Genomic DNA, 21102 nt, shown 5'->3' with positions numbered 1-21102 from the left:
CGGCATGAATCCGCGGATTCTGTGTTCTTCACCCCGCCTCCCGGTCACCCGGTCGGCGTCTTGAGCACGAGATGGAACTCTACACACGAACCCCACCGAACACAAAATCAGGGGTGACACCCGGCGTCCCGGCACGAAGCAGGGCCCCGTTCTCCGCAGGATTCTGCGGGGAACGGGGCCCTGTGCTCCTCCCGTGGGCGGTTGCTTCGCCGTCGCCGCCCGTCGTGTCCTCGGTCACTTTTCGCGACTCACGGTGGACACCGGTGGTCTGCAGCTGCGGTCAGCCCTCCCCCAGGTCCGCGCCCGCCATGTTCTTCTTGCCCCGGCGCACCAGCAGGTGTCGGCCGGCGAAGGCGTCGTCTCGGGTGAACACCTGGTCGGCATCCGTCACCCGGACGTTGTTCACCGAGGCGCCACCGTCGCGCACCGTCCGACGCGCCTCGGAGCGCGAGGCCACCAGCCCGGTCGAGACCAGCAGCTCGACCGCGGTCACGGTGCCCGGCTCCCCCTCCCACTGGGTCCGGTCGGCCTGCGGCAGCTCGGCCAGCACGGCGGTCAGCGTGTCCGGGTCCACCGTGGTGAGGTCGCCCCCTCCGAACACCGCCTGGGAGGCCTCGATGACCTTCGTCGTCGTCTCCTCGCCATGGGCCAGCGCCGTGACCTCCCACGCCAAGCGCTTCTGGGCCTCTCGGCGGAACGGCTCGTCGGCCACCTTCTGCGCGTACTCCTCGATCTCCGCGCGGGTCAGGAACGTGAAGACCTTGAGCCGGTCCACGACGTCGGCGTCCGCCGTGTTGAGCCAGAACTGGTAGAAGGCGTACGGGGAGCACATCTCCGCGTCGAGCCAGACGGCGTTGCCCTCGGACTTGCCGAACTTGGTGCCGTCCGCGTTCGTGATCAGCGGCGTGCCCAGCGCATGGGCGTGGGTCCCCTCCACCTTGCGGATCAGCTCGGTGCCGGCGGTGAGGTTGCCCCACTGGTCGGAGCCGCCGGTCTGGAGGGTCACGCCGTGCCGGCGGTGCAGCTCGAGGAAGTCGTTGCCCTGCAGCACCTGGTAGGAGAACTCCGTGTAGGAGATGCCCTCATCAGAGTTCAGGCGCTTGGCCACGATCTCCTTCTTCACCATCGTGCCGACGCGGAAGTTCTTGCCGACGTCCCGCAGGAAGTCCAGCGCGCTCATGCCCGCGGTCCAGTCCAGGTTGTTGACCATGGTCGCCGCGTTCTCCCCCTCGAAGGAGAGGTACGGCTCGATCTGCGCGCGCAGCGACTCCACCCACGCCGCCACGGTCTCCTGCGAGTTCAGGACGCGCTCCGAGGTCTGCCGCGGGTCGCCGATGAGGCCGGTGGCGCCGCCCACGAGGGCGTACGGGCGGTGGCCGGCGAGCTGCAGGCGGCGCAGGGTGAGCAGCTGGACCAGGTGTCCCAGGTGGAGGGACGGAGCGGTCGGGTCGAAGCCGCAGTAATACGAGACGGGCTCCCCGGCCAGCGCCTGCTCCAGCGCGGCCTCGTCCGTCGAGACGTGCACGAGCCCGCGCCAGCGCAGCTCCTGCCAGACGTTCTCGAAGCTCGGGTCGTTCGCCTGTGCGCGCAGTCGGGCCGCGCGCTCCTCGTTCTGGGGTGCCATGGCCCCCAGCCTAGCGACGCGCCCGCGCGCCTCCGCGACGCCGCGCACGTGCGACGTCGCCTGAGGGGCTCACTCCGGGACGTCCGCCAGCCCGGCCGGCAGCGCGGCCGCGTCCGTCCCGGCGACGACGGACAGCGACTGAGTGGCGCGGGTCATCGCCACGTACAGATCGCCCACCACGCCGCGCGCGTCGTCCACGATCCGCTCGGGCGAGACGAGGACGACGGTGTCGAACTCCAGTCCCTTGGTCTCCCACGGGGTGGCGACGACGATCGCGACGCCGGGCAGCGGCGCGGTGTCCACGGCCGCCTCCCCCCACCGCTCGCGGAGGGCCGTGAGCAGCTCCCCCGTCTGCCCGGCGGGGGCGATCACGGCGGTCAGGGCCTCGGGCACGCGGTTCCGCTCGACCTCGACCGCCTCGAGGGCCAGGGCTGCGACGTCGCCGCCCGGCTCCGTCACCAGGCGCGGGCGGTGATCGCCCTCACGCACGGCGCGCGGATGGGAGACCTCGAGCCCGGCCGCCCGCGCGACCTGCGCGGCCCAGCGCATCACGCGTGCCGGCGAACGGTAGTTCACGGTCAGCTCTTCCAGGCGCCAGCGGTCCCCGAACTCCGGGGCGAGGACGGACGCCCACGAGCCGGCCGCGTCGCGACGGGAGGACTGCGCGATGTCGCCCACGATGGTGAACGACTTCATCGGGCAGCGGCGCGCCAGCAGGCGCCACTGCATCGGAGAGAGCTCCTGGGCCTCGTCGACCACCACGTGCCCGTACGTCCAGGTGCGGTCGTGGGCCGCGGTCTCGGCGGTGGTCCGTCGCACCCCGCGTGCCTCATTGGCCGCGGCCAGCTGCTCGGCGTCCACGACGCCGTCGACGCCCAGGTCCGCGAGCGTCTGGTGCATGTTCTCCAGGGACGCCCGGGCGTTCTCGAGGTTGCGCTCGTGCTGGGCCGTGGACTCACCGCCCCGGCCCGGGGTCTCGAGCCGTCCGAGCAGCTCGGCCGCCTCGTCCAGCAGGGGCACGTCGGCCTCGGTCCAGGGGGCGTCGGCCGGCCGCAGGAGGGCGCCGACCTCGGCGTCGGACAGCCACGGGGCGGCCGCCCGGAGCAGGTCCTCCCGGGTGAGGAGGTCGCCGATCAGCCTCTCCGGCGTCAGCGGCATCCAGCAGAGGTTGAGCGCGATGCGCACGTCGCGCGAGGTGCGCACGTCCTCCAGCAGGAGGTCACGATGCACCGGGGTGCCCGAGGACTTCTCCAGCTTCTTGCGCAGCTTCTCCGCGAGCTCGCGGACGAGGATCTTGACGAACGTCACCCGGGCCTCGTTGTGGGGCTTGCGGGTGGCCCGCGCCTTGTCCCGGGCGCGCCGGACCATGGCCGGCTTGAGCTTGACGGTCGTGCCGTCGATCAGCAGGCGACGCGGCTCGACCAGCAGGCGCTGGCGCTGCGCGACCGCGCGGGCGACGGCGTCCACCATGTCCAGCCGGCCCTTCACCGCCGCCGCGTCGAGGTCCCGCTCCGGGACGGCCCGCACGCCCGGCATCAGCGTCCCCAGCGAGGACATCACGACACCGGTCTCACCCAGCGAGGGCAGCACCCGCTCGATGTACCGCATGAATGCGGTCGACGGACCGACGATCAGCACGCCCGAGCGCGCGAGGCGCTCCCGGTGGGTGTACAGCAGGTAGGCGGCGCGGTGCAGGGCGACGGCGGTCTTCCCCGTGCCGGGCCCGCCCTGGACCACGACCGCCCCGGGCAGGGGCGCGCGGATCACCTCGTCCTGCTCCGACTGGATCGTGGCGACGATGTCCCCCATCTGTCCCGTGCGTCGGGCGGTGGCGGCGGCCAGCAGCGCACCCTGGCCATCGGCGCGCACCCCGTCCTCGCCCAGCAGCGTCGGGTCCAGGATGTCGTCCTCGAGGTCGCGCACCTCGCGCCCCCGCAGCATCAGGTGACGACGACGGCGCACACGGCCCCGGTGGGCCGCCGTCGCCTGGTAGAAGGCGCCGGCCTCGGCCGCGCGCCAGTCGACGAGGAGGCGCTCGTGGTCCTCGGTGGTGAGGCCGATGCGCCCGATGTACCGCTGCTCGTCGGCCCCACCCTCCTGCTCGGCGTCGAGGTCGAGCCGGCCGAAGACGAGGCGGTCGTCCACGGCGTAGAGCTGGGCGAGCCGGTCCTCGTAGAGGCTGGCGAAGGCGTCGCGCTCGGAGTGGTTCTGCAGCGACCCCTGCGGGCCGGTCCGGCGCACGGCCGCGAGCTGGCGCTCCTTCTCCTCACGCAGGGCGTCGAGGCGGGCGTACCGCTCGGCGACCCGACCCCGCTCGAGGTCGAGCTCGGACTGGCGGACGGACACGGTATCGGTCATCGGGGGCCCTCGCGGTGCGGTGAGGGGCGGACCATGCTGCGGCCCGCCCGGCGGAAAAGTGACCACCCATGCTACGCCGACCACGGTGAACGGCGGGTGACGCGGCGGCGCCCTGGGGGCACCGCCGCGTCCGGCCCGGCCGACGCCGTCTCGGCCGGGCGACCGCGTCAGCGAGCGTCGACGACGGAGCCCGGCGTGTCGGCCCAGCGGCGCAGCGGTTCCAGGGCGTCCTCGAGCGCCCCGATCTGCGCCGCGACGGCCGTCGGTGCGGTCCCGCCCTGGGCGTCGCGAGAGGCGAGCGAGCCCTCCGTGCTGAGCACCTCGCGGACCTGGGGGGTCAGCGCCGGCGAGATGGCGGCGTATTCCTCGTCCGTGAGGTCCCACAGCTCCACGCCCCGGGTCTCGGCCGCCTTCACGGCCTCGCCCGACAGCTCGTGGGCCTCGCGGAACGGGACCCCCTGGCGGACGAGCCACTCGGCGACGTCGGTGGCCAGCGCGAAGCCCTGGGGGGCCAGCTCCGCCATGCGCTCCGTCTGGAACTCGAGGGTGGCGATCATCCCGGAGACGGCGGGCAGCAGCAGCTCGAGGGTGTCCGCGGCGTCGAAGACGGGCTCCTTGTCCTCCTGCAGGTCGCGGTTGTAGGCCAGCGGCATGCCCTTGAGCGTGGCCAGCAGCCCCGTGAGGTCGCCGATGAGGCGGCCGGACTTGCCGCGGGCCAACTCGGCGACGTCCGGGTTCTTCTTCTGCGGCATGATCGAGGACCCCGTGGAGTACGCGTCGTGGAGCCTCACGAAGCCCGCCTCCTTGGTGGCCCAGAAGATGACCTCCTCCGAGATGCGGGACAGGTCGACGCCGACCATCGCGGCGACCCACGCGAACTCCGCGTACACGTCGCGTGCGGCGGTGCCGTCGATCGAGTTCCACACGGCCGACTCGAAGCCGAGCTCGGCGGCCACGGCGTTCGGGTCCAGACCCAGGGAGGAGCCGGCCAGGGCCCCGGAGCCGTACGGCGAGACGGCCGCGCGTGCGTCCCAGTCCACGAGCCGCTGCAGGTCTCGCGCGAATGCCCAGGCGTGCGCGAGCAGGTGATGCGAGAGCAGGACGGGCTGCGCGTGCTGCAGGTGAGTGCGGCCCGGCATCGGCGCGTATGGGTGCGCCCGCGCCTGATCGAGCAGCGCGTCCACGGTGGCGATCACGCCCCGCGCGATGATGCGGGCGTGGTCGCGCAGGAACATCCGGCCGAGGGTGGCGACCTGGTCGTTGCGGGATCGGCCGGCCCGCAGGCGGCCGCCGAGCTCGGGACCGGCCCGCTCGATGAGGCCGCGCTCGAGCGAGCCGTGCACGTCCTCATCGGACGCCGCCGGGGCGTAGGCACCGGAACGCACGTCCGCCTCGAGACGGTCGAGGGCCGCGATCATCCCGTCCAGGTCGTCCGCACTGAGCAGACCGGCGGTGTGCAGCACCCGGGCGTGGGCACGGGAACCCGCGATGTCATAGGGCGCCAGGCGCCAGTCGAAGTGCGTGGACTTACTGAGCGCGGCGAGCGCCTCGGAAGGGCCGCCGGCGAAGCGGCCGCCCCACAGGGCGCCCTCGTTGGTCCCGTGGCGGGCGTCGGTGTTCTCGGTCATCGAAGGTCTCCTCGAGGTCGGTGACAGGCCGACGGCGACCGGCCCGGTCGCGGGCGGGCCGCCGTCGTGCACGGGGCGTGCGGGGTCAGTCGTTGGACAGGCGGGCGACGTCCTGGAGGTCGTCGCTGCCGCGCAGGCGCTGCTCGCGCTCGGAGGCCGTCTTCGCGGACAGGCCGAAGATGTCGATGAACCCGCGGGCCGAGGACTGGTCGAACGAGTCGCCCTCGTCGTACGTGGCGAGGTTGAAGTCGTACAGGCCGGTCTCGGACCGGCGACCCTGCACCGTGGCGCGGCCACCGTGGAGCTCCAGGCGGATCTCACCGTTGACGTGTTCCTGGGTCGCGTCGATGAACGTGTCCAGGTTCCGCTTCAGCGGGGAGTACCACTGGCCGTCGTAGACCAGCTCGGTCCAACGCTGGTCCACATGCTTCTTGAAGCGCGCCTGTTCACGCTCCAGGGTGACGTTCTCGAGCTCACGGTGGGCCGCGATCAGCGCCATGGCGCCCGGTGCCTCGTAGATCTCGCGGGACTTGATGCCCACGAGGCGGTCCTCGACGATGTCGATCCGGCCCACGCCCTGGGCACCGGCCCGGCGGTTGAGCTCCTCGATGATCTCCAGCGGGCTCAGCGCGCGGCCGTCGAGGGCCGTGGGGACGCCGCGCTCGAAGGCGATCGTGACCACGTCCGGCGCCGGCGGGAAGGCGGGGTCGTCCGTGTAGTCGTAGACGTCCTTCGTGGGGCCGTTCCAGATGTCCTCGAGGAAGCCGGTCTCGACGGCGCGGCCCCACACGTTCTGGTCGATCGAGAACGGGTTCTTCTTGGTGGTGACGATCGGCAGGTCGTTGCGCTCGGCGTACTCGATGGCCTTCTCACGGGTCAGGGCGAGGTCGCGCACCGGGGCGATGCACTTCAGGTCGGGCCCGAGGGTCTGGATGGAGACCTCGAAGCGGACCTGGTCGTTGCCCTTGCCGGTGCAGCCGTGCGCCACCGTCGAGGCGCCGAACTGGCGGGCCGCCGCGACCAGGTGGCGGGAGATCACCGGGCGCGAGATCGCGGAGACCAGCGGGTAGGCGTCCATGTAGAGGGCGTTGGCCTTGAGCGTGGGCATGCAGTACTGCTCGGCGAACTCGTCACGCGCGTCGGCGACATAGGCCTCGACGGCGCCGCAGTCCAGGGCGCGCTGGCGGATCGTCTCGAGGGACTCGCCCCCCTGGCCCACGTCGACCGCGACGGCGACGACCTCGGCGCCCGTGGCCTCGGCGATCCAGCCGATGGCCACCGAGGTGTCCAGGCCGCCCGAGTAGGCAAGGATGATGCGTTCCTTCACGTTTTCTCCTCTTTATATAGGGGGGTCTCCGAGCGCGGCGCGTGGCCGTCGGAGGCGTGCTCGGTGGCGATCCTACCCGGGTCTTGAATAAATATGCAACTGACGGAATATCAGCTCTCAATGGCCCCTGTGCAGCCCCTCTGCGCCGACAGCGACGGCCACGGGCAACCATCGCCCCGCCCTCGAATCCCGGGTCGAACGCGACTCAGGTCACGGCCTCGGCCGTCGATCGTGACCTTTGCCCATGCTCCTGTGACGGAGGTTGTCCACACCGGTGGATCAGACACCATGACAGCAACTCCGGCCAGTAGCGTGCATTTCATCCACGCGCCCACGACTCTAGGGATCGATTCGTCACCTGATCTCAAATTTGAGACAGACGGGCAAGAATTCGTCGACCCATGATTTGACGCGAGGGGGGCTCCCGTCGTTGACTCTTCCGTAGCCGATTCGTGATCGAACCGTGATCTGACCGAGAGGTCGGGCACGGGGAGGCCACGATATCGAACCCCCTCCGACGGTCGCCCGCTGCTGGGTCGTCTCGAACCGACGGAGGGCATGACCCGACCAAGGAGAAGGACGACCCCGGTGCGCCTCGGCCGCCGATCAGCGAGGACTCGCCATGGACACCATGACTCTCTTCACCACTTCCGCCACCCGCTCCCGCCGTGCCACTGCCTCGATCGTCGCGGGCATGACCCTCGCCGGCGCCGCCGCCGTGGGCTTCTCCGCCCCGGCCCAGGCTGCCACCGTGGACACCTGGGATCGCCTCGCCGAGTGCGAGTCCAACGGCACCTGGGACATCAACACCGGCAACGGCTTCTACGGCGGCGTGCAGTTCACCCTGTCCTCCTGGCAGGCCGTCGGCGGCGAGGGCTACCCGCACCAGGCCTCGAAGGCCGAGCAGATCAAGCGTGCCGAGATCCTCCAGGACCTGCAGGGCTGGGGCGCCTGGCCGCTGTGCTCGCAGAAGCTGGGCCTGACCCAGGCTGACGCGGAGGCCGGTGACGTGGACGCCACCGAGGCCGCCCCGGTCGCCGTGGAGCGCACCGCCACCGTGCAGCGTCAGTCCGCCGCAGACGAGGCTGCTGCCGAGCAGGCCGCGGCTGAGCAGGCTGCTGCCGAGCAGGCCGCGGCTGAGCAGGCTGCTGCCGAGCAGGCCGCGGCTGAGCAGGCTGCTGCCGAGCAGGCCGCGGCTGAGCAGGTTGCTGCCGAGCAGGCCGCGGCCGACCAGGCCGCCGCCGAGCGCTGGGCCGCCAAGCAGGCTGCTGCCGAGCAGGCCGCCGCCGACAAGGCTGCCGCCCAGCGCGCCGCCGCCGCGGAGAAGGCTGCCGCTCAGAAGGCCGCTGCCGCTGAGCAGGCCGCTGCCGCTGAGCAGGCCGTCGTCGCCGAGGCCGAGACCATCGTCGTCAAGTCCGGTGACTCCCTCTGGAAGCTCGCCAACGAGTACGAGGTCGAGGGTGGCTGGACCGCCCTCTACGAGGCCAACAAGGGCATCGTCTCCGACGCCGCCGTGATCTACGTCGGCCAGGAGCTCGTCCTGCCGCAGGCCTGAGACGCCTGACCGGTCCCCCGGACCGGTACGACACGAGGAAGGCCCCCGCCATCGGCGGGGGCCTTCCTCGTGTCTGGTGCCCGTCACCCGCGCGGGCGGGGCCGGATGGGTCCGGCTAGCCCGCCAGACCCAGCAGGTGGGCCGCGACGGCCGGGGCGGACGTGCTCCCCGGGGTGATGACGAGGATGGTGTCGTCGCCGGCGATCGTGCCCATCACGTGCTCCACGCGCGCCTGGTCGATCACGCTGGCCAGGAACTGCGCCGCGCCCGGGGGCGTGCGCAGGACCACGAGATTGGCGGTGGGCTCGGCGGAGATGAGCAGCTCGCGGGCCATGCTCGCCAGCCGGTTCAGCTGCGCGTCCGAGCCGCGGCCCGGCGCGGCGCCGTCGTCACCCTCCGCCGGCAGGGCGTAGACCATGCCGGCCGGCCCGCGCGTCCGCACCGCGCCGAGGTCCACGAGGTCCCGCGAGAGCGTCCCCTGGGTGACGGACAGCCCGCGATCGCCCAGGGCGTCCGAGAGTTCGGCCTGGGAGCGGATGCCCCGGGTGGCCAGGATCTCCCGGATCGCGGCCTGACGGGCGATCTTCGTCGTGGGGGCGGCCATCAGCGCGGCTCCTCGGCCAGACCGGAGCGGTACAGCAGCCAGGCGATGAGCGCCTTCTGCGCGTGCAGGCGGTTCTCGGCCTCGTCGAACACCACGGAACGCGGCCCGTCGATCACCTCGGCCGTGACCTCGTAGCCCCGGTACGCGGGCAGGCAGTGCAGGAAGATCGCTTCGTCGGCCGCCCGCGCCATCGCGGCGGCGTTCACCTGGTAGTCGCGGAACAGCGCCAGGCGTGCCTCCTTCTCCTCCTCCTGGCCCATGGACACCCACGTGTCGGTCACGACGACGTCCGCGTCCGCCAGGGCCTCGGCCGCGTCCGTCGTGACGAGGATGGAAGCGCCCGTCTCCGCCGCCCGCTGTCGGGCGGCGGCCACGACGTCCTCGGCAGGCAGATGCCCCTCGGGTCCGGCGACCCGCACGTGCATGCCGGCCGTCGCGCAGCCGAGCAGGTACGAGTGGGCCATGTTGTTCGCCGCGTCCCCCAGATACGCCAGAGTGCGGCCCGCCGTGCCGCCGAGGTGCTCGCGCACCGTCAGCAGGTCGGCGAGGATCTGACAGGGGTGGTAGTCGTCGCTGAGCGCATTGACCACGGGCACCGAGGAATGGGCGGCCATCTCCTCGAGGCCGGCCTGGGCGAACGTGCGCCAGACGATGACGCCGACCATCCGCTCCAGCACGCGGGCCGTGTCGGCCACGGACTCCTTGTGGCCCAGCTGCGACTCCCCCGGGTTCACGATCAACGGCGTCCCGCCGAGCTCGGCGATGCCCGCGGCGAACGAGACGCGGGTGCGCGTGGAGGTCTTGTCGAAGAACACGATGCCGGTCCGGGGCCCGGCCAGCGGGCGGTGCCGGAACCGGTCGGCCTTCATCTGGGCGGCGAGGTCGAGCACCTCGGCCTGCTCGGCCGGGGTGAGGTCCGTGTCCACCAGGAAGTGGCGGACGGCGGCAGTGGGGGTCATGGGCGGTCTCCTTCGGCGGGGGTCAGGGCGGCGGCCACGAGCCCGGGCAGGGCCGCGGCGAAGCGCTCGAGCTCGGCCACGGGCACGGTCAGCGGCGGGGCCAGGCGCAGGGTGGAGGGGCCGGTGGCATTGAGGATCCAGCCCGCCTCGAGGCCGGCGGCGACGACGGCGGGGGCCAGCCCGCCGGCCGGGGCCGGTCCCGCGGGGTCGGCCAGATCGACGCCGATCCACAGGCCGTGGCCGCGCACCGCGGCCACCTCGGGCAGGTCCTCCAGCAGGGCGACCACGGCCTCACCCGCGGCGCGGACGTGGCCGAGCAGGCCCTCGTCCTCGACGGTCCGGAGCACGGCCAGGCCCGCGGCGGTGGCCAGGGGGTTGCCGCCGAACGTGGTGCCGTGCTGGCCGGCGGTGAGCAGCCCCGAGACGGCGGGGCCGACGCACACGAGCGCCCCGATCGGCACGCCGCCTCCCAGTCCCTTCGCCAGGGTGAAGGCGTCGGGCACCACCGGCTCGGCCGCACCGGTGACCGCCGGATTCTGGAAGCCGAACCACGTGCCGGTGCGGCCCACGCCGGACTGCACCTCGTCGAGGATCATCAGAGCGCCGGCCTCGCGGGTCGCGGCCCGCACCTCGGCCAGGTAGCCGGCCGGCCAGCCGTGCACGCCGGCCTCGCCCTGGACCGGCTCGAGGATGACGGCGGCGACGGTGGCGCCGTCGTCGTCCGGGGCCAGGACCGCCCGCAGGGCCGCGGCGTCCCCGCCCGGCACGTGCTCCACGCCGCCGGGCAGCGGCTCGAAGGGCGCCCGGTAGGCCTCCTTGTGCGTGAGCGCGAGGGCGCCCATCGTGCGGCCGTGGAAGGCCCGCTCGAGAGCGATCACCCGCGTCCGGCGGCCGGACGGGTCCTCCGCACCGTGGCGGCGGGCGAGCTTGAACGCGGCCTCGTTGGCCTCCGTGCCGGAGTTCGCGAAGAACACGGTGGAGCCCGTGGGCGCGCCGGCCAGCTCCAGCAGGCGCTCGGCCAGGCGGATCTGCGGCTCGGAGGTGAAGAGGTTGGACACGTGGCCGAGCGTGGCGATCTGCTCGGACACGGCCCGCACCAGCGCCGGGTGGCCGTGGCCGAGCGCGTTGACGGCGATGCCGGCCAGCAGGTCCGTGTAGCGCCGGCCGTCGGCGTCCCACACGTGGACCCCCTCGCCGCGCACGAGCACGCGGGTGGGGCGGCCGAAGACTCCGGTCAGGGCGGCGTGGTAGCGCTCCAGCAGCGCGGACTGGTCGGTGCTCATGCGTCCTCCTCGGGGGTGGTCGGGGCGGTGGGCTCGGCGTCGGGCACCACCTGGGTGCCGACGCCCGCGGAGGTGAAGACCTCCAGCAGCATCGAGTGGGGGCGGCGGCCGTCCACGACGTGGGCGCGCTGCACGCCGGCGTCCACGGCCGCCAGGCACGCGGCCATCTTCGGGATCATCCCGGAGGCCAGGGAGGGCAGCAGCGCACGCAGCTGGGCGGCGGTGAGCGAGCTGATGAGGGAGTCCCGGTCCGGCCAGTCGGCGTAGAGGCCCTCGACGTCGGTGAGCAGCACGAGCTTCGCGGCGCCGAGGGCGGCGGCCAGGGCCGCGGCGGCGGTGTCCGCATTGACGTTGAGGACCTGCCCGGTGGGCTCGCCGTCGTCGTCGATCTCGGGGGCGACCGACGAGACCACGGGGATCCGCCCGGCCTCGATCACGTCGAGGATCGCGGTCGGGTCGACGCCGGTGACCTCGCCCACGAGGCCGAGGTCCACCTCCTGCCCGTCGACGACGGCGCCCGTGCGGCGGGCGCGCAGCAGCCCCGCGTCCTCGCCGGAGAAGCCGACGGCGTACGGGCCGTGGGAGTTCACGAGGCCGACCAGCTCGCGGCCCACCTGTCCTGTGAGCACCATGCGGACCACGTCCATGGCCTCCTCGGTGGTCACGCGCAGGCCGCCGCGGAACTCGGACGCGATGCCGAGGCGGTCGAGCATCGCGTTGATCTGCGGGCCGCCGCCGTGCACCACCACGGGGTGGACCCCCACGTGGTGCAGGAACACGATGTCCTCGGCGAACGCCCGGCGCAGCTCCTCCGACACCATGGCGTTGCCGCCGTACTTGACGACCATGACGGTTCCGGCGAACCGCCGGATCCAGGGCAGGGCCTCGACGAGGACCTCCGCCTTGGACTCGGCGCGGTCGAGCCGGTCCGCGGTGGACAGGACGGGTGCGGCCGCCGTGGCCGGGTCGGTGTGCGGGCTCATGCTGGGGGTCCTCACGTGGAATAGGCGGAGTTCTCGTGGACGTAGTCGTGCGTCAGGTCGTTGGTCCAGACCGTGGCCTCGGCGTCGCCGGCGTGCAGGTCGACCTCGACGAGCACCTCGCGGGCCGAGAGGTCCACGCGGGAGCGGTCCTCCCCCACACCGGAGGCGCGGCACACCTGGACGCCGTTGAAGCGCACGTCGAGGGCGTACGGGTCGAAGGCGGCGACCGACTCCGGGACCGTGCCGACGGCGGCGATCACGCGTCCCCAGTTCGGGTCCTGGCCGAAGATCGCGGTCTTGAACAGGTTGGAGCGGCCGACGGCGCGCGCGACGGCCTCGGCCGCCTCCTCGGTCTCGGCGTGGACCACGCGCACGGCGATGTCGTGCCGGGCGCCCTCGGCGTCGGCGACGAGCTGGCGGGACAGGTCCGCGCAGACCTCGTGGAGGGCCGCGGCGAACGCCGCGGGCTCGGGCGCCGTCCCGGACGCGCCCGAGGCCAGCAGGATCACGGTGTCATTGGTGGACATGCACCCGTCCGAGTCGACCCGGTTGAAGGTGGCGCGCACGGCCTCGCGCAGGGCCGCGTCGAGGGCGGGGGCGGGGACGTCGGCGTCCGTGGTGATGACGCTGAGCATGGTGGCCATGCCGGGTGCCAGCATGCCCGCCCCCTTGGCCATGCCGCCCACGGTGAAGCCCTCGCCGCGGGCGACGGCGGTCTTGGCCACGGTGTCCGTGGTCTTGATCGCGACGGCGGCGTCCTCACCGCCGTCCGCACTCAGGGCGGCGACCGCCTCGGACACGCCCGCGGTGAGCGTGTCCATCGGCAGGCGCTCGCCGATGAGGCCGGTCGAGCAGACGAGCACGTCGTCGGCGGCGGTCCCGAGGGCGGCGGCCGCGTGCTCGGCGGTGCGACGGGCGTCCTCGAGGCCCTCGGCGCCGGTGGCCGCGTTGGCCCCGCCGGAGTTCAGGACGACCGCGGTCGCGCGGCCGTCCCGCACGGCGCGGCGGGTCCAGACCACAGGGGCGGCCGCCACCCGGTTCTCGGTGAGGACGGCGGCCGCCGCGTCACGCGGGCCCTGGTTGACGACGACGGCGACGTCGGGCGTGCCCGAGGCCTTCAGCCCCGCGGTGACACCGGCCGCCCGGAACCCCTGTGCTGCGGTGACGCTCACGGCGCGACCCCCTGCTGCTCGAGCCCCGCCTGCTCCGGCAGGCCCAGGGCGATGTTCATGGACTGCACGGCGCCGCCGGCCGTGCCCTTGGTGAGGTTGTCGAGCACCGCGCAGACGATCACGCGGCCGGCCCGCTCATCCACGGCGAGCTGCAGCTGCACATGGTTGGAGCCGAGGACCGCCTTCGTCGTGGGCCACTGCCCCTCGGGCAGCAGGTGCACGAAGCGTTCGCCGCCGTAGGCCGCGGCCCATGCGGCGCGCACGTCCGCGGCGGCGACGCCGGGGCGCAGCCGCGCCGTGGCCGTCGCGAGGATGCCGCGCGACATCGGCGCGAGCGTGGGCGTGAAGGAGACGCGGACCGGCTCGCCGGCCGCCTGGGCCAGGCCCTGCTCGATCTCCGGGGTGTGCCGGTGCCCGCCACCGACGCCGTACGGGCTCATCCCGCCCAGGACCTCGGCGCCGAGCAGGTGCGGCTTGAGCGCCTTGCCCGCCCCGGAGGTGCCCGAGGCGGCGACGATCACCACGTCCTGCGGCTCGAGCAGCCCCGCGGCGAAGCCGGGCGCGAGGGCGAGGATCGAGGTGGTCGGGTAGCACCCGGGGACGGCGATGCGGCGGGTGCCGGCGAGTCGCTCGCGCTGACCGGGCAGCTCGGGCAGGCCGTAGGGCCAGGTCCCGGCGTGCGCGGTGCCGTAGAAGGCCTCCCAGTCTGCGGCGGACTCGAGGCGGTGGTCGGCGCCCGCGTCGATCACCAGGGTGTCCGGGGATCGCTCGGCGATCTCGGCCGCGAGCGCCCCGGAGGCCCCGTGGGGCAGCGCGAGGATCACGACGTCGTGGCCGGCGAGGACCTCCGCGGTGGTCTCGGCGAGGACGCGGTCCGCCAGGGCGTGCAGGTGCGGCTGGAGAGCGCCGAGGCGCTCCCCCGCGTTCGAGTGGGCCGTGATGGCTCCGACGGTGACGGACGGGTGGCCGGCGAGCAGGCGCAGGGCCTCCCCCCCGGCGTAGCCGCTGGCTCCGGAGACGGCGACGGTGTGGGTCATGGCTTCATGCTAGCGCAGATATGCGCTGCACCGAATATCTATGCGGCGCTTCGGGTCCCCCGGGCCGGGCCGGATGGCCCGGCCCGCTCCTAGAGTGGGGCCATGACCACTGCGAACACCCCCGCCGTCCCCCGCACCCACCACGCCGTCGTCGTGTCCGCCACGGGCGGCCCCGAGGTCCTGCAGTGGACCGAGACGGAGGTGCCCTCCCCCGCGCCGGGGCACGTGCTGGTGCGCACCGCCGCGGCGGGCCTGAACTTCATCGAGACGTACCAGCGCTCCGGGGTCTACACGATGGACCTGCCCTTCACCCCCGGCACCGAGGGCTCCGGCGAGGTCGTCGCGCTCGGCGAGGGCGTGGACGCCGCGCTCCTGGGGGCCCGTGTCGCCACCGCGACGGCCACCGGTGCGTACGCCGAGCACTTCACCGCCCCCGCGGATCGTCTCCTCACCGTCCCGGAGGGCATCGACCTGGCCGAGGCCGCCGCCCTTCCGCTGCAGGGCATGACGGCCCACTACCTCTGCCGGTCCACCTTCCCGGTGGAGGAGGGCCACACGGTGGTCGTGACGGCCGGTGCCGGCGGAGTGGGGCTCCTGCTCACCCAGCTCGCGACGGCCCGCGGCGCCCGCGTGGTCACCACGGCGTCCACGGAGGAGAAGCGGGAGCTGTCCCGGGGCGCGGGCGCCGTCGCCGCGGTGGACTATCCGGACCTCGCCGCCACGGTGGCGGAGCTGACCGACGGCGAGGGCGCGCACGCCGTGTACGACGGCGTGGGGAAGGACACCTTCGACACCTCGCTCGAGGTGCTGCGCGTGCGCGGCACGCTCGTGCTCTTCGGCGGGGCCTCCGGGCAGGTGCCCCCCTTCGACCTGCAGCGGCTCAACGCGGCCGGCGCGCTGTACGTCACCCGGCCCTCGCTGGTGCACTACACGCGCACGGGCGAGGAGACCCGCTGGCGTGGTGGAGAGGTGTTCGGGGCGTGGGCCTCCGGCGAGCTCGACGTCCGGATCGGCGAGCGCTTCCCCCTGGCGGACGCGGCCGCCGCGCACGCCGCCCTCGAGTCCCGGTCGACGACGGGCAAGGTGGTGCTCACCCTGTCCTGAGCCGGACCCGCCCGGTGCCGTCCAGGCGCCCCACGCGACCACGGGTGAGGCATAGAATGTCCCGCTGCGGCCTGGTCCTCGTCCGACCCTCGGTTCGCCGCTCAGATCCTCCGGAGGCCCCGTGTCCCTTTCTCCCGCCGCGCCCACCCCCCCTCGACCCCACGGCCGCGCCGCATCGGGCGCAGCTGCCCGGCTCCGAGCGCACCCCGCCCGCCCGGACGCTCGTCGAGGTCTTCGACGCCACGGCGCGCGAGCACCCGGACGCGACCGCCCTGGACGACGGCGTCGAGCCGCTGACGTACGCGGAGCTGCGGGAGCGCGTCGACGAGACCGCCCGCCACCTGTGGACCGCCGGCGTGCGGGCGGGAGACCGGGTCGGCGTCCGGATCGCCTCGGGCACGGCCGCGCTGTACGTCTCGATCCTCGGCGTGCTCGCCGCCGGCGCGGCCTACGTCCCCGTGGATGCGGACGATCCCGAGGAGCGCGCCCGTCTCGTGTTCGGCGAGGCGAAGGTGGCCGGCGTCCTCACCGACGAGCGGGTCTACGCCCCGCACCCCGAGCACACCGTGGACCCGGCCGCCGAGGCCCGCACCCCCGGGCTCGAGGACGACGCGTGGATCATCTTCACCTCGGGCTCGACGGGCACCCCCAAGGGCGTGGCGGTGAGCCACCGCTCGGCCGCGGCCTTCGTGGACGCCGAGGCACGGATCTTCCTGGCGGACGATCCGCTCGCCCCGGGGGACCGCGTGCTGGCGGGACTGTCCGTCGCGTTCGACGCCTCGTGCGAGGAGATGTGGCTCGCCTGGCGACACGGTGCGTGCCTGGTCCCGGCCCCCCGCTCGCTCGTGCGCTCCGGCATGGACCTCGGCCCGTGGCTCGCCGAGCGGCGCATCACCGCCGTGTCCACCGTGCCGACCCTCGCCGCGATGTGGCCCACCGAGGCCATGGACAACGTCCGGCTGCTGATCTTCGGCGGCGAGGCCTGCCCGCCCGAGCTCGCCGCGCGCCTGGCGGAGGACGGCCGCGAGGTCTGGAACACCTACGGCCCCACGGAGGCCACCGTCGTCGCGTGCGCGGCCCCGCTCACCGGTCTCGGCCCGGTCCGCATCGGCCTGCCCCTGGACGGCTGGGACCTGGCCGTCGTCGACCCGCAGACCACGCTGCCCGTGGCCGAGGGTGAGACGGGCGAGCTGATCATCGGCGGCGTCGGCCTGGCCCGCTACCTCGACCCGGCCAAGGACGCCGAGAAGTACGCCCCCATGCCCTCCCTCGGCTGGGAGCGCGCCTACCGCTCCGGCGACCTCGTGGTCTTCGAGCCGGAGGGCCTGCTGTTCGTCGGCCGCGCCGACGACCAGGTCAAGCTCGGCGGCCGCCGCATCGAGCTCGGCGAAGTGGATGCGGCCCTCCAGGCCCTGCCCGGCGTCCACGGCGGCGCCGCGGCCGTGCAGACCACCCCGGCGGGCCACCAGATCCTCGTCGGCTACCTCGTGCCCGCGGACCCCGAGGCCGAGCTCGACCTGCACATGGCCCGCGAGCACCTCGCGGCGGAGCTGCCGGCCGCCCTCGTGCCCCGACTGGCCGTCGTGGACTCCCTGCCCACGAAGACCTCCGGCAAGGTGGACCGCCATGCGCTGCCGTGGCCCCTGCCCGGCGCCGAGGTGGACGAGGACGCACCCCAGCCGGACGAGGACACCGCCGACGGCTGGGTGCTGCGCCAGTGGGCGGACGTGCTCGGCGCGCCCCCCCAGGACGCCGACACGGACTTCTTCGAGGCCGGCGGCGGCTCGCTCGCCGCGGCCCAGCTCGTGGCCCGCCTGCGCCTGCGCCACCCGGCCGTGACCGTCCAGGACGTCTACCGCAACCCCACCGCCGGGGCCCTCGTGGCCGCCGTCGTGGGCGAGGACGGCCCCCGCGGCATCGAGGTGCACGACCGGCACGTCGACCGCACCCGTCACCGCACCCAGTGGGTCCAGACCCTCGTGGGGCTGCCGGTCTTCGTCCTGCCCGCCCTGCGCCTGGGCGTGTGGACCGGCCTGGCCCTGAACCTGCTGACGCTCTCCGGGCTGGCGCCCGGGCTGCCCACCGTGCCGTGGTGGGTGCTGATCGTGGCCGGCCTGCTGGTGGTCACCGTGCCCGGCCGCATGCTGCTCACCGCCGCGATCGCCCGGCTGCTGCTGCGCGGCGTGAGCCCCGGGTCCTACCCGCGCGGCGGCCGCGTCCACCTGCGCCTGTGGCTCGCCCAGCAGATCAGCGACCTCGTGGACCCCTACTCGCTGGCCGGCGCCACGTGGGTGCCCGCCTACGCGCGACTGCTGGGCAACCGGATCGGCAAGGACGTGGACATGCACACCGTGCCACCGGTCACCGGCATGCTCACGGTCGAGGAGGGCGCCGCGATCGAGCCCGAGGTGGACCTGTCCGGCTACTGGGTCGACGGCGACGTCGTCCGGCTCGGCGAGGTGCGCATCGGCGCGGACGCCGTCGTGGGCGCCCGCTCCACGCTCCTGCCGGGCGCCCAGGTCGGCTCCGGGGCGCACGTCGAGGCCGGGTCCACCGTCGCCGGGCGGGTGCGCGGCGGCCAGCGCCACGCCGGCTCCCCCGCCGTCAAGGTGGGCAAGGTGAAGTCCCGCGGCCCCGCCGAGGCGCCGCGGGAGACCCGGGGCTGGCGCCTGATGGCGACCGTCCTCTCGACCCTCATCTCCCTCCTCCCGCTCGTCTCCGCCGCCGCGGCGGCCGCGGTGGCCGCGTGGTCGCTGACCTGGTGGCCGCCGGCCCCGGAGGCGGGGCCGCTGGCCGCCGTCGGGACCACCGCGGCGCGGCTGCTGGCCGCGAGCCCCCTGGTGGCCGGCGTGTGGTTCCTGACCCAGATGCTGCTCGTGCTCGTCACCGTGCGCCTGCTCGCGCTCGGCATCACGGAGGGGCACCACCCCGTGCGCTCCCGGGTCGGCTGGCAGGTGTGGGCCACCGAGCGCGTCCTCGACGCCGCCCGCGACCAGCTCTTCCCGATCTACGCCTCCCGCTTCACGCCGACGTGGCTGCGCCTGCTGGGCGCCGAGGTGGGCCGCGGCGTCGAGGCCTCCACCGTGGTGCTCCTGCCGTGCATGACCCGCGTGGGCGACGGCGCGTTCCTCGCCGACGACACGATGGTCTCCTCCTACTCCCTCGACGGCGGGTGGATGCACGTAGCCCCCGCGAAGGTCGGCAAGCGCTCGTTCGTGGGCAACTCCGGCATGGTGCCCGGCGGCCGCACCCTGCGCCGCGACTCGCTCGTGGCGGTGCTGTCCACCACCCCGGCCAAGACCAAGGCGGGCACGTCCTGGATGGGCTCCCCGCCCGTGCGCCTGCGCCGCAACGAGGTCACCGCGGACGCCTCCCTCACCTACGACCCGCCGGCCCGGCTCAAGGCCGCCCGCACCGCCTGGGAGCTGCTGCGCGCGATCCCGGTGTGGCTGCACGTGGCCCTGTCCCTCGCCGTCGGCGCGGCGCTGGCCGCCCTCATCGCGGTCGGCACGTGGGCGCTGGCCTTCATCCTGGGCGGCGTCGTCCTGCTCGCGGCCGGCGCGGTCGCGGCGGGCCTGACCGTGCTCGCCAAGCGGGTCTTCGTCGGCCGGATCCGCGCGGGCGAGCACCCGCTGTGGTCCTCGTTCATCTGGCGCAACGAGGTCGCGGACACCTTCACCGAGTTCCTCGCCGCCCCGTGGTTCAGCCGAGCCGCGGCCGGCACCCCCGCCCTGGTCTGGTTCCTGCGCGCGATGGGCGCCCGCATCGGCCACGGCGCCTGGGTCGAGTCCTACTGGCTGCCCGAGGCCGACCTCGTGGAGCTCGGCGACGGCGCCACCGTGAACCGCGGCTGCGTCGTCCAGACCCACCTGTTCCACGACCGCGTGATGTCCCTGGACGCCGTCGTCCTGGAGGACGGCGCCACCCTCGGCCCCCACTCCGTGGTGCTGCCCGCCGCCCGCCTGGGCCGCGGCACCACCGTCGGCGCCGGGTCCCTCGTGATGCGCGGCGAGGAGCTGCCCGCCGGCACGTGGTGGCTCGGCAACCCGGTCTCCCCGTGGCGTCGTCCCGACGGCGACCCCGCCGCCGCGGCCACCCCCTCCCGAGAGGAAGCATGAGCACCGATCCCTACGTCCCGGGCGTCGGCACCGACGCCGCCACCGTCGAGCACATCGCGCTGGACCTCGACGTGCGCCTGGCCGCGAACCGGGTCTCCGGCACCGCCGTCCTGCGCGTGCGCCTGACGAAGCAGAGCCGCCGCATCGAGCTGGACCTGCACCGGCTGCGCGTGTCCCGGGTGGACGCCGTCGTCGACGGCCGCGCCATCGCCTCCTCGTTCACCCAGCCGGGCCGCGCCCCGAGCCGCCTCGTCGTCGACCTGGGCGAGAGCCGGCCGGAGGGCACGCTCGTGGAGCTGACGGTGGTCTACGCGGGCACGCCCACGCTGCGGCGCAGCCCGTGGGGCACCATCGGCTGGGAGGAGCTCACGGACGGCGTGCTCGTGGCCGGGCAGCCCCACGGCGCCTCCACGTGGCTGCCGTGCGTGGACTCCCCCACCTCACGCTCGACGGCCGAGATCACCCTCACCTGCGATGCGGGCTACCTGCCCGTCGCCAACGGCGTGGGCGCACCCGTGCGCACACGCGGCTCGCGGGTCACGTGGCGGTGGCGGCTCGACCAGCCCGTGCCCGCCTACCTGCTCAGCGTGCAGATCGGCCGCTACCGGCTCGTGGACGCCGCCCCTCCCGCCGAGGGGCTGCCGCCGCTGCGCCTCGTGGTCTCCCCGCGGACCGAGCAGCGGGCCCGCCGGGCCCTCGCCCCCCAGCCGGCCATGATGGCCACGTTCATCGACGCCTACGGGCCGTACCCGTTCGAGGACTACACCGCGGTCGTGGCCGACGAGGAGCTCGAGATCCCCCTCGAGGCCGCGGGCATGTCGCTGTTCGGCACCAACCACCTGGACGGCTCGTGGGAGTCCGAGCGGCTGATCGCCCACGAGATGTCCCACCAGTGGTTCGGCAACGCGGTGACCCTGGGCCGCTGGTCCGACCTGTGGCTGCACGAGGGCTTCGCCTGCTGGTCCGAGTGGCTGTGGGCCGAGGCCTCGGGGCGGTCGAGCATCACCTCGATGGCGCGGCGGGCCTGGCAGAAGCTGGCCGCGCACCCGGTGGACCAGGCGCTGGCCGAGCCCGGGCCGGAGGAGATGTTCGAGGACTGGGTGTACAAGCGCGGCGCGCTCACCGTGGAGGCGCTGCGGCAGCTGCTCGGCACGGACCTCTTCGGCTCCATGCTGCGCGCCTGGGTGCGGGAGCACCGGTTCGGCACCGTCGACTCCCTGGGGCTGCGCACGCACGTGCACGCGTGGGCCCCGCACGCCGGGGTGAGCCGAGCGCAGGTGGACGAGCTCTTCGACGCGTGGACGCTGCGGCCCGCCCTGCCGCCGTTCCCGGGCTGAGGCGGCCGCGCGG

General features: G+C 74.0%; 14 protein-coding genes. 4 read left to right on the top strand and 10 right to left on the bottom strand.

Annotated features, from left to right (window positions below):
• Positions 1-280: 280 nt before the first annotated feature.
• From tyrS to J1M44_RS09610, 4 genes are all read right to left on the bottom strand, one after another.
• Positions 281-1624 (bottom strand): tyrosine--tRNA ligase, encoded by a 1344-nt coding sequence (gene tyrS, locus J1M44_RS09625; RefSeq protein ID WP_002853651.1) that lies wholly within the window; start codon positions 1622-1624, stop codon positions 281-283.
• A gap of 69 nt (positions 1625-1693) precedes the next feature.
• Positions 1694-3982, bottom strand: a complete 2289-nt coding sequence (locus J1M44_RS09620; protein ID WP_206480896.1) for a HelD family protein — start codon at positions 3980-3982, stop codon at positions 1694-1696.
• A 167-nt stretch (positions 3983-4149) separates the two neighbouring features.
• Positions 4150-5610, bottom strand: coding sequence for an argininosuccinate lyase (argH, locus tag J1M44_RS09615; protein ID WP_098470557.1), 1461 nt, complete (start codon positions 5608-5610; stop codon positions 4150-4152).
• Positions 5611-5695: 85 nt separating this feature from the next.
• Positions 5696-6937: an argininosuccinate synthase gene (locus J1M44_RS09610; RefSeq protein ID WP_060775414.1), complete on the bottom strand. Its 1242-nt coding sequence runs from the start codon at positions 6935-6937 to the stop codon at positions 5696-5698.
• Between the two features lie 622 nt (positions 6938-7559).
• Between J1M44_RS09610 and rpf the strand changes: the two genes are divergently transcribed.
• Positions 7560-8492 carry a resuscitation-promoting factor Rpf gene (rpf, locus tag J1M44_RS09605; protein WP_206480895.1) on the top strand — a complete coding sequence of 311 codons (933 nt, stop codon included), beginning with the start codon at positions 7560-7562 and terminating at the stop codon, positions 8490-8492.
• A gap of 115 nt (positions 8493-8607) precedes the next feature.
• Here the strand turns inward: rpf and argR are convergent, their stop codons facing one another.
• From argR to argC, 6 genes are read right to left on the bottom strand one after another with little or no spacing between them, the layout of a single operon-like run.
• Positions 8608-9096, bottom strand: a complete 489-nt coding sequence (argR, locus tag J1M44_RS09600; RefSeq protein ID WP_206480894.1) for an arginine repressor — start codon at positions 9094-9096, stop codon at positions 8608-8610.
• On the bottom strand, positions 9096-10055 hold the full coding sequence (gene argF / locus J1M44_RS09595) for an ornithine carbamoyltransferase (RefSeq protein WP_206480893.1): 960 nt from the start codon (positions 10053-10055) through the stop codon (positions 9096-9098). Before argF ends, argR begins: the two co-directional genes overlap by 1 nt.
• Positions 10052-11338: an acetylornithine transaminase gene (locus J1M44_RS09590; protein WP_206480892.1), complete on the bottom strand. Its 1287-nt coding sequence runs from the start codon at positions 11336-11338 to the stop codon at positions 10052-10054. The genes argF and J1M44_RS09590 overlap by 4 nt, the downstream gene beginning before the upstream one ends.
• Positions 11335-12321 carry an acetylglutamate kinase gene (gene argB, locus J1M44_RS09585; RefSeq protein WP_002853666.1) on the bottom strand — a complete coding sequence of 329 codons (987 nt, stop codon included), beginning with the start codon at positions 12319-12321 and terminating at the stop codon, positions 11335-11337. The genes J1M44_RS09590 and argB overlap by 4 nt, the downstream gene beginning before the upstream one ends.
• Before the next feature lie 11 nt (positions 12322-12332).
• Positions 12333-13493: a bifunctional glutamate N-acetyltransferase/amino-acid acetyltransferase ArgJ gene (gene argJ, locus J1M44_RS09580; protein WP_002853669.1), complete on the bottom strand. Its 1161-nt coding sequence runs from the start codon at positions 13491-13493 to the stop codon at positions 12333-12335.
• Entirely contained in the window at positions 13490-14530 is a 1041-nt protein-coding gene (argC, locus tag J1M44_RS09575) for an N-acetyl-gamma-glutamyl-phosphate reductase (RefSeq protein ID WP_002853670.1), read from the bottom strand. Before argC ends, argJ begins: the two co-directional genes overlap by 4 nt.
• Before the next feature lie 102 nt (positions 14531-14632).
• Between argC and J1M44_RS09570 the strand changes: the two genes are divergently transcribed.
• From J1M44_RS09570 to J1M44_RS09560, 3 genes are read left to right on the top strand one after another with little or no spacing between them, the layout of a single operon-like run.
• A complete protein-coding gene (locus J1M44_RS09570; RefSeq protein WP_002853672.1) occupies positions 14633-15634 on the top strand; it encodes a quinone oxidoreductase family protein in 1002 nt (333 codons plus the stop codon).
• Positions 15635-15690: 56 nt separating this feature from the next.
• The gene (locus J1M44_RS09565; protein ID WP_241252994.1) at positions 15691-19752 is read left to right on the top strand and encodes a Pls/PosA family non-ribosomal peptide synthetase; all 4062 of its coding nucleotides are present in this window, start codon (positions 15691-15693) and stop codon (positions 19750-19752) included.
• Positions 19749-21089, top strand: a complete 1341-nt coding sequence (locus J1M44_RS09560) for a M1 family metallopeptidase (RefSeq protein WP_206480891.1) — start codon at positions 19749-19751, stop codon at positions 21087-21089. The genes J1M44_RS09565 and J1M44_RS09560 overlap by 4 nt, the downstream gene beginning before the upstream one ends.
• Positions 21090-21102 lie beyond the last annotated feature (13 nt).

It is taken from the genome of Micrococcus sp. KRD128 (assembly GCF_017168395.1).
Lineage (GTDB): Bacteria > Actinomycetota > Actinomycetes > Actinomycetales > Micrococcaceae > Micrococcus > Micrococcus luteus.
Note: the sequence above shows the minus strand (reverse complement) of the source record. Positions and strands in the feature narration are given on the sequence as shown.

Bases quoted from the DNA above. Each gene is read 5' to 3' on its own strand.
- tyrS (WP_002853651.1), bottom strand. From the start codon at position 1,624: ATGGCACCCCAGAACGAGGAGCGCGCGGCCCGACTGCGCGCACAGGCG.
- J1M44_RS09620 (WP_206480896.1), bottom strand. From the start codon at position 3,982: ATGACCGATACCGTGTCCGTCCGCCAGTCCGAGCTCGACCTCGAGCGG.
- argH (WP_098470557.1), bottom strand. From the start codon at position 5,610: ATGACCGAGAACACCGACGCCCGCCACGGGACCAACGAGGGCGCCCTG.
- rpf (WP_206480895.1), top strand. From the start codon at position 7,560: ATGGACACCATGACTCTCTTCACCACTTCCGCCACCCGCTCCCGCCGT.
- argR (WP_206480894.1), bottom strand. From the start codon at position 9,096: ATGGCCGCCCCCACGACGAAGATCGCCCGTCAGGCCGCGATCCGGGAG.
- argF (WP_206480893.1), bottom strand. From the start codon at position 10,055: ATGACCCCCACTGCCGCCGTCCGCCACTTCCTGGTGGACACGGACCTC.
- J1M44_RS09590 (WP_206480892.1), bottom strand. From the start codon at position 11,338: ATGAGCACCGACCAGTCCGCGCTGCTGGAGCGCTACCACGCCGCCCTG.
- argB (WP_002853666.1), bottom strand. From the start codon at position 12,321: ATGAGCCCGCACACCGACCCGGCCACGGCGGCCGCACCCGTCCTGTCC.
- argC (WP_002853670.1), bottom strand. From the start codon at position 14,530: ATGACCCACACCGTCGCCGTCTCCGGAGCCAGCGGCTACGCCGGGGGG.
- J1M44_RS09570 (WP_002853672.1), top strand. From the start codon at position 14,633: ATGACCACTGCGAACACCCCCGCCGTCCCCCGCACCCACCACGCCGTC.
- J1M44_RS09565 (WP_241252994.1), top strand. From the start codon at position 15,691: ATGTCCCGCTGCGGCCTGGTCCTCGTCCGACCCTCGGTTCGCCGCTCA.
- J1M44_RS09560 (WP_206480891.1), top strand. From the start codon at position 19,749: ATGAGCACCGATCCCTACGTCCCGGGCGTCGGCACCGACGCCGCCACC.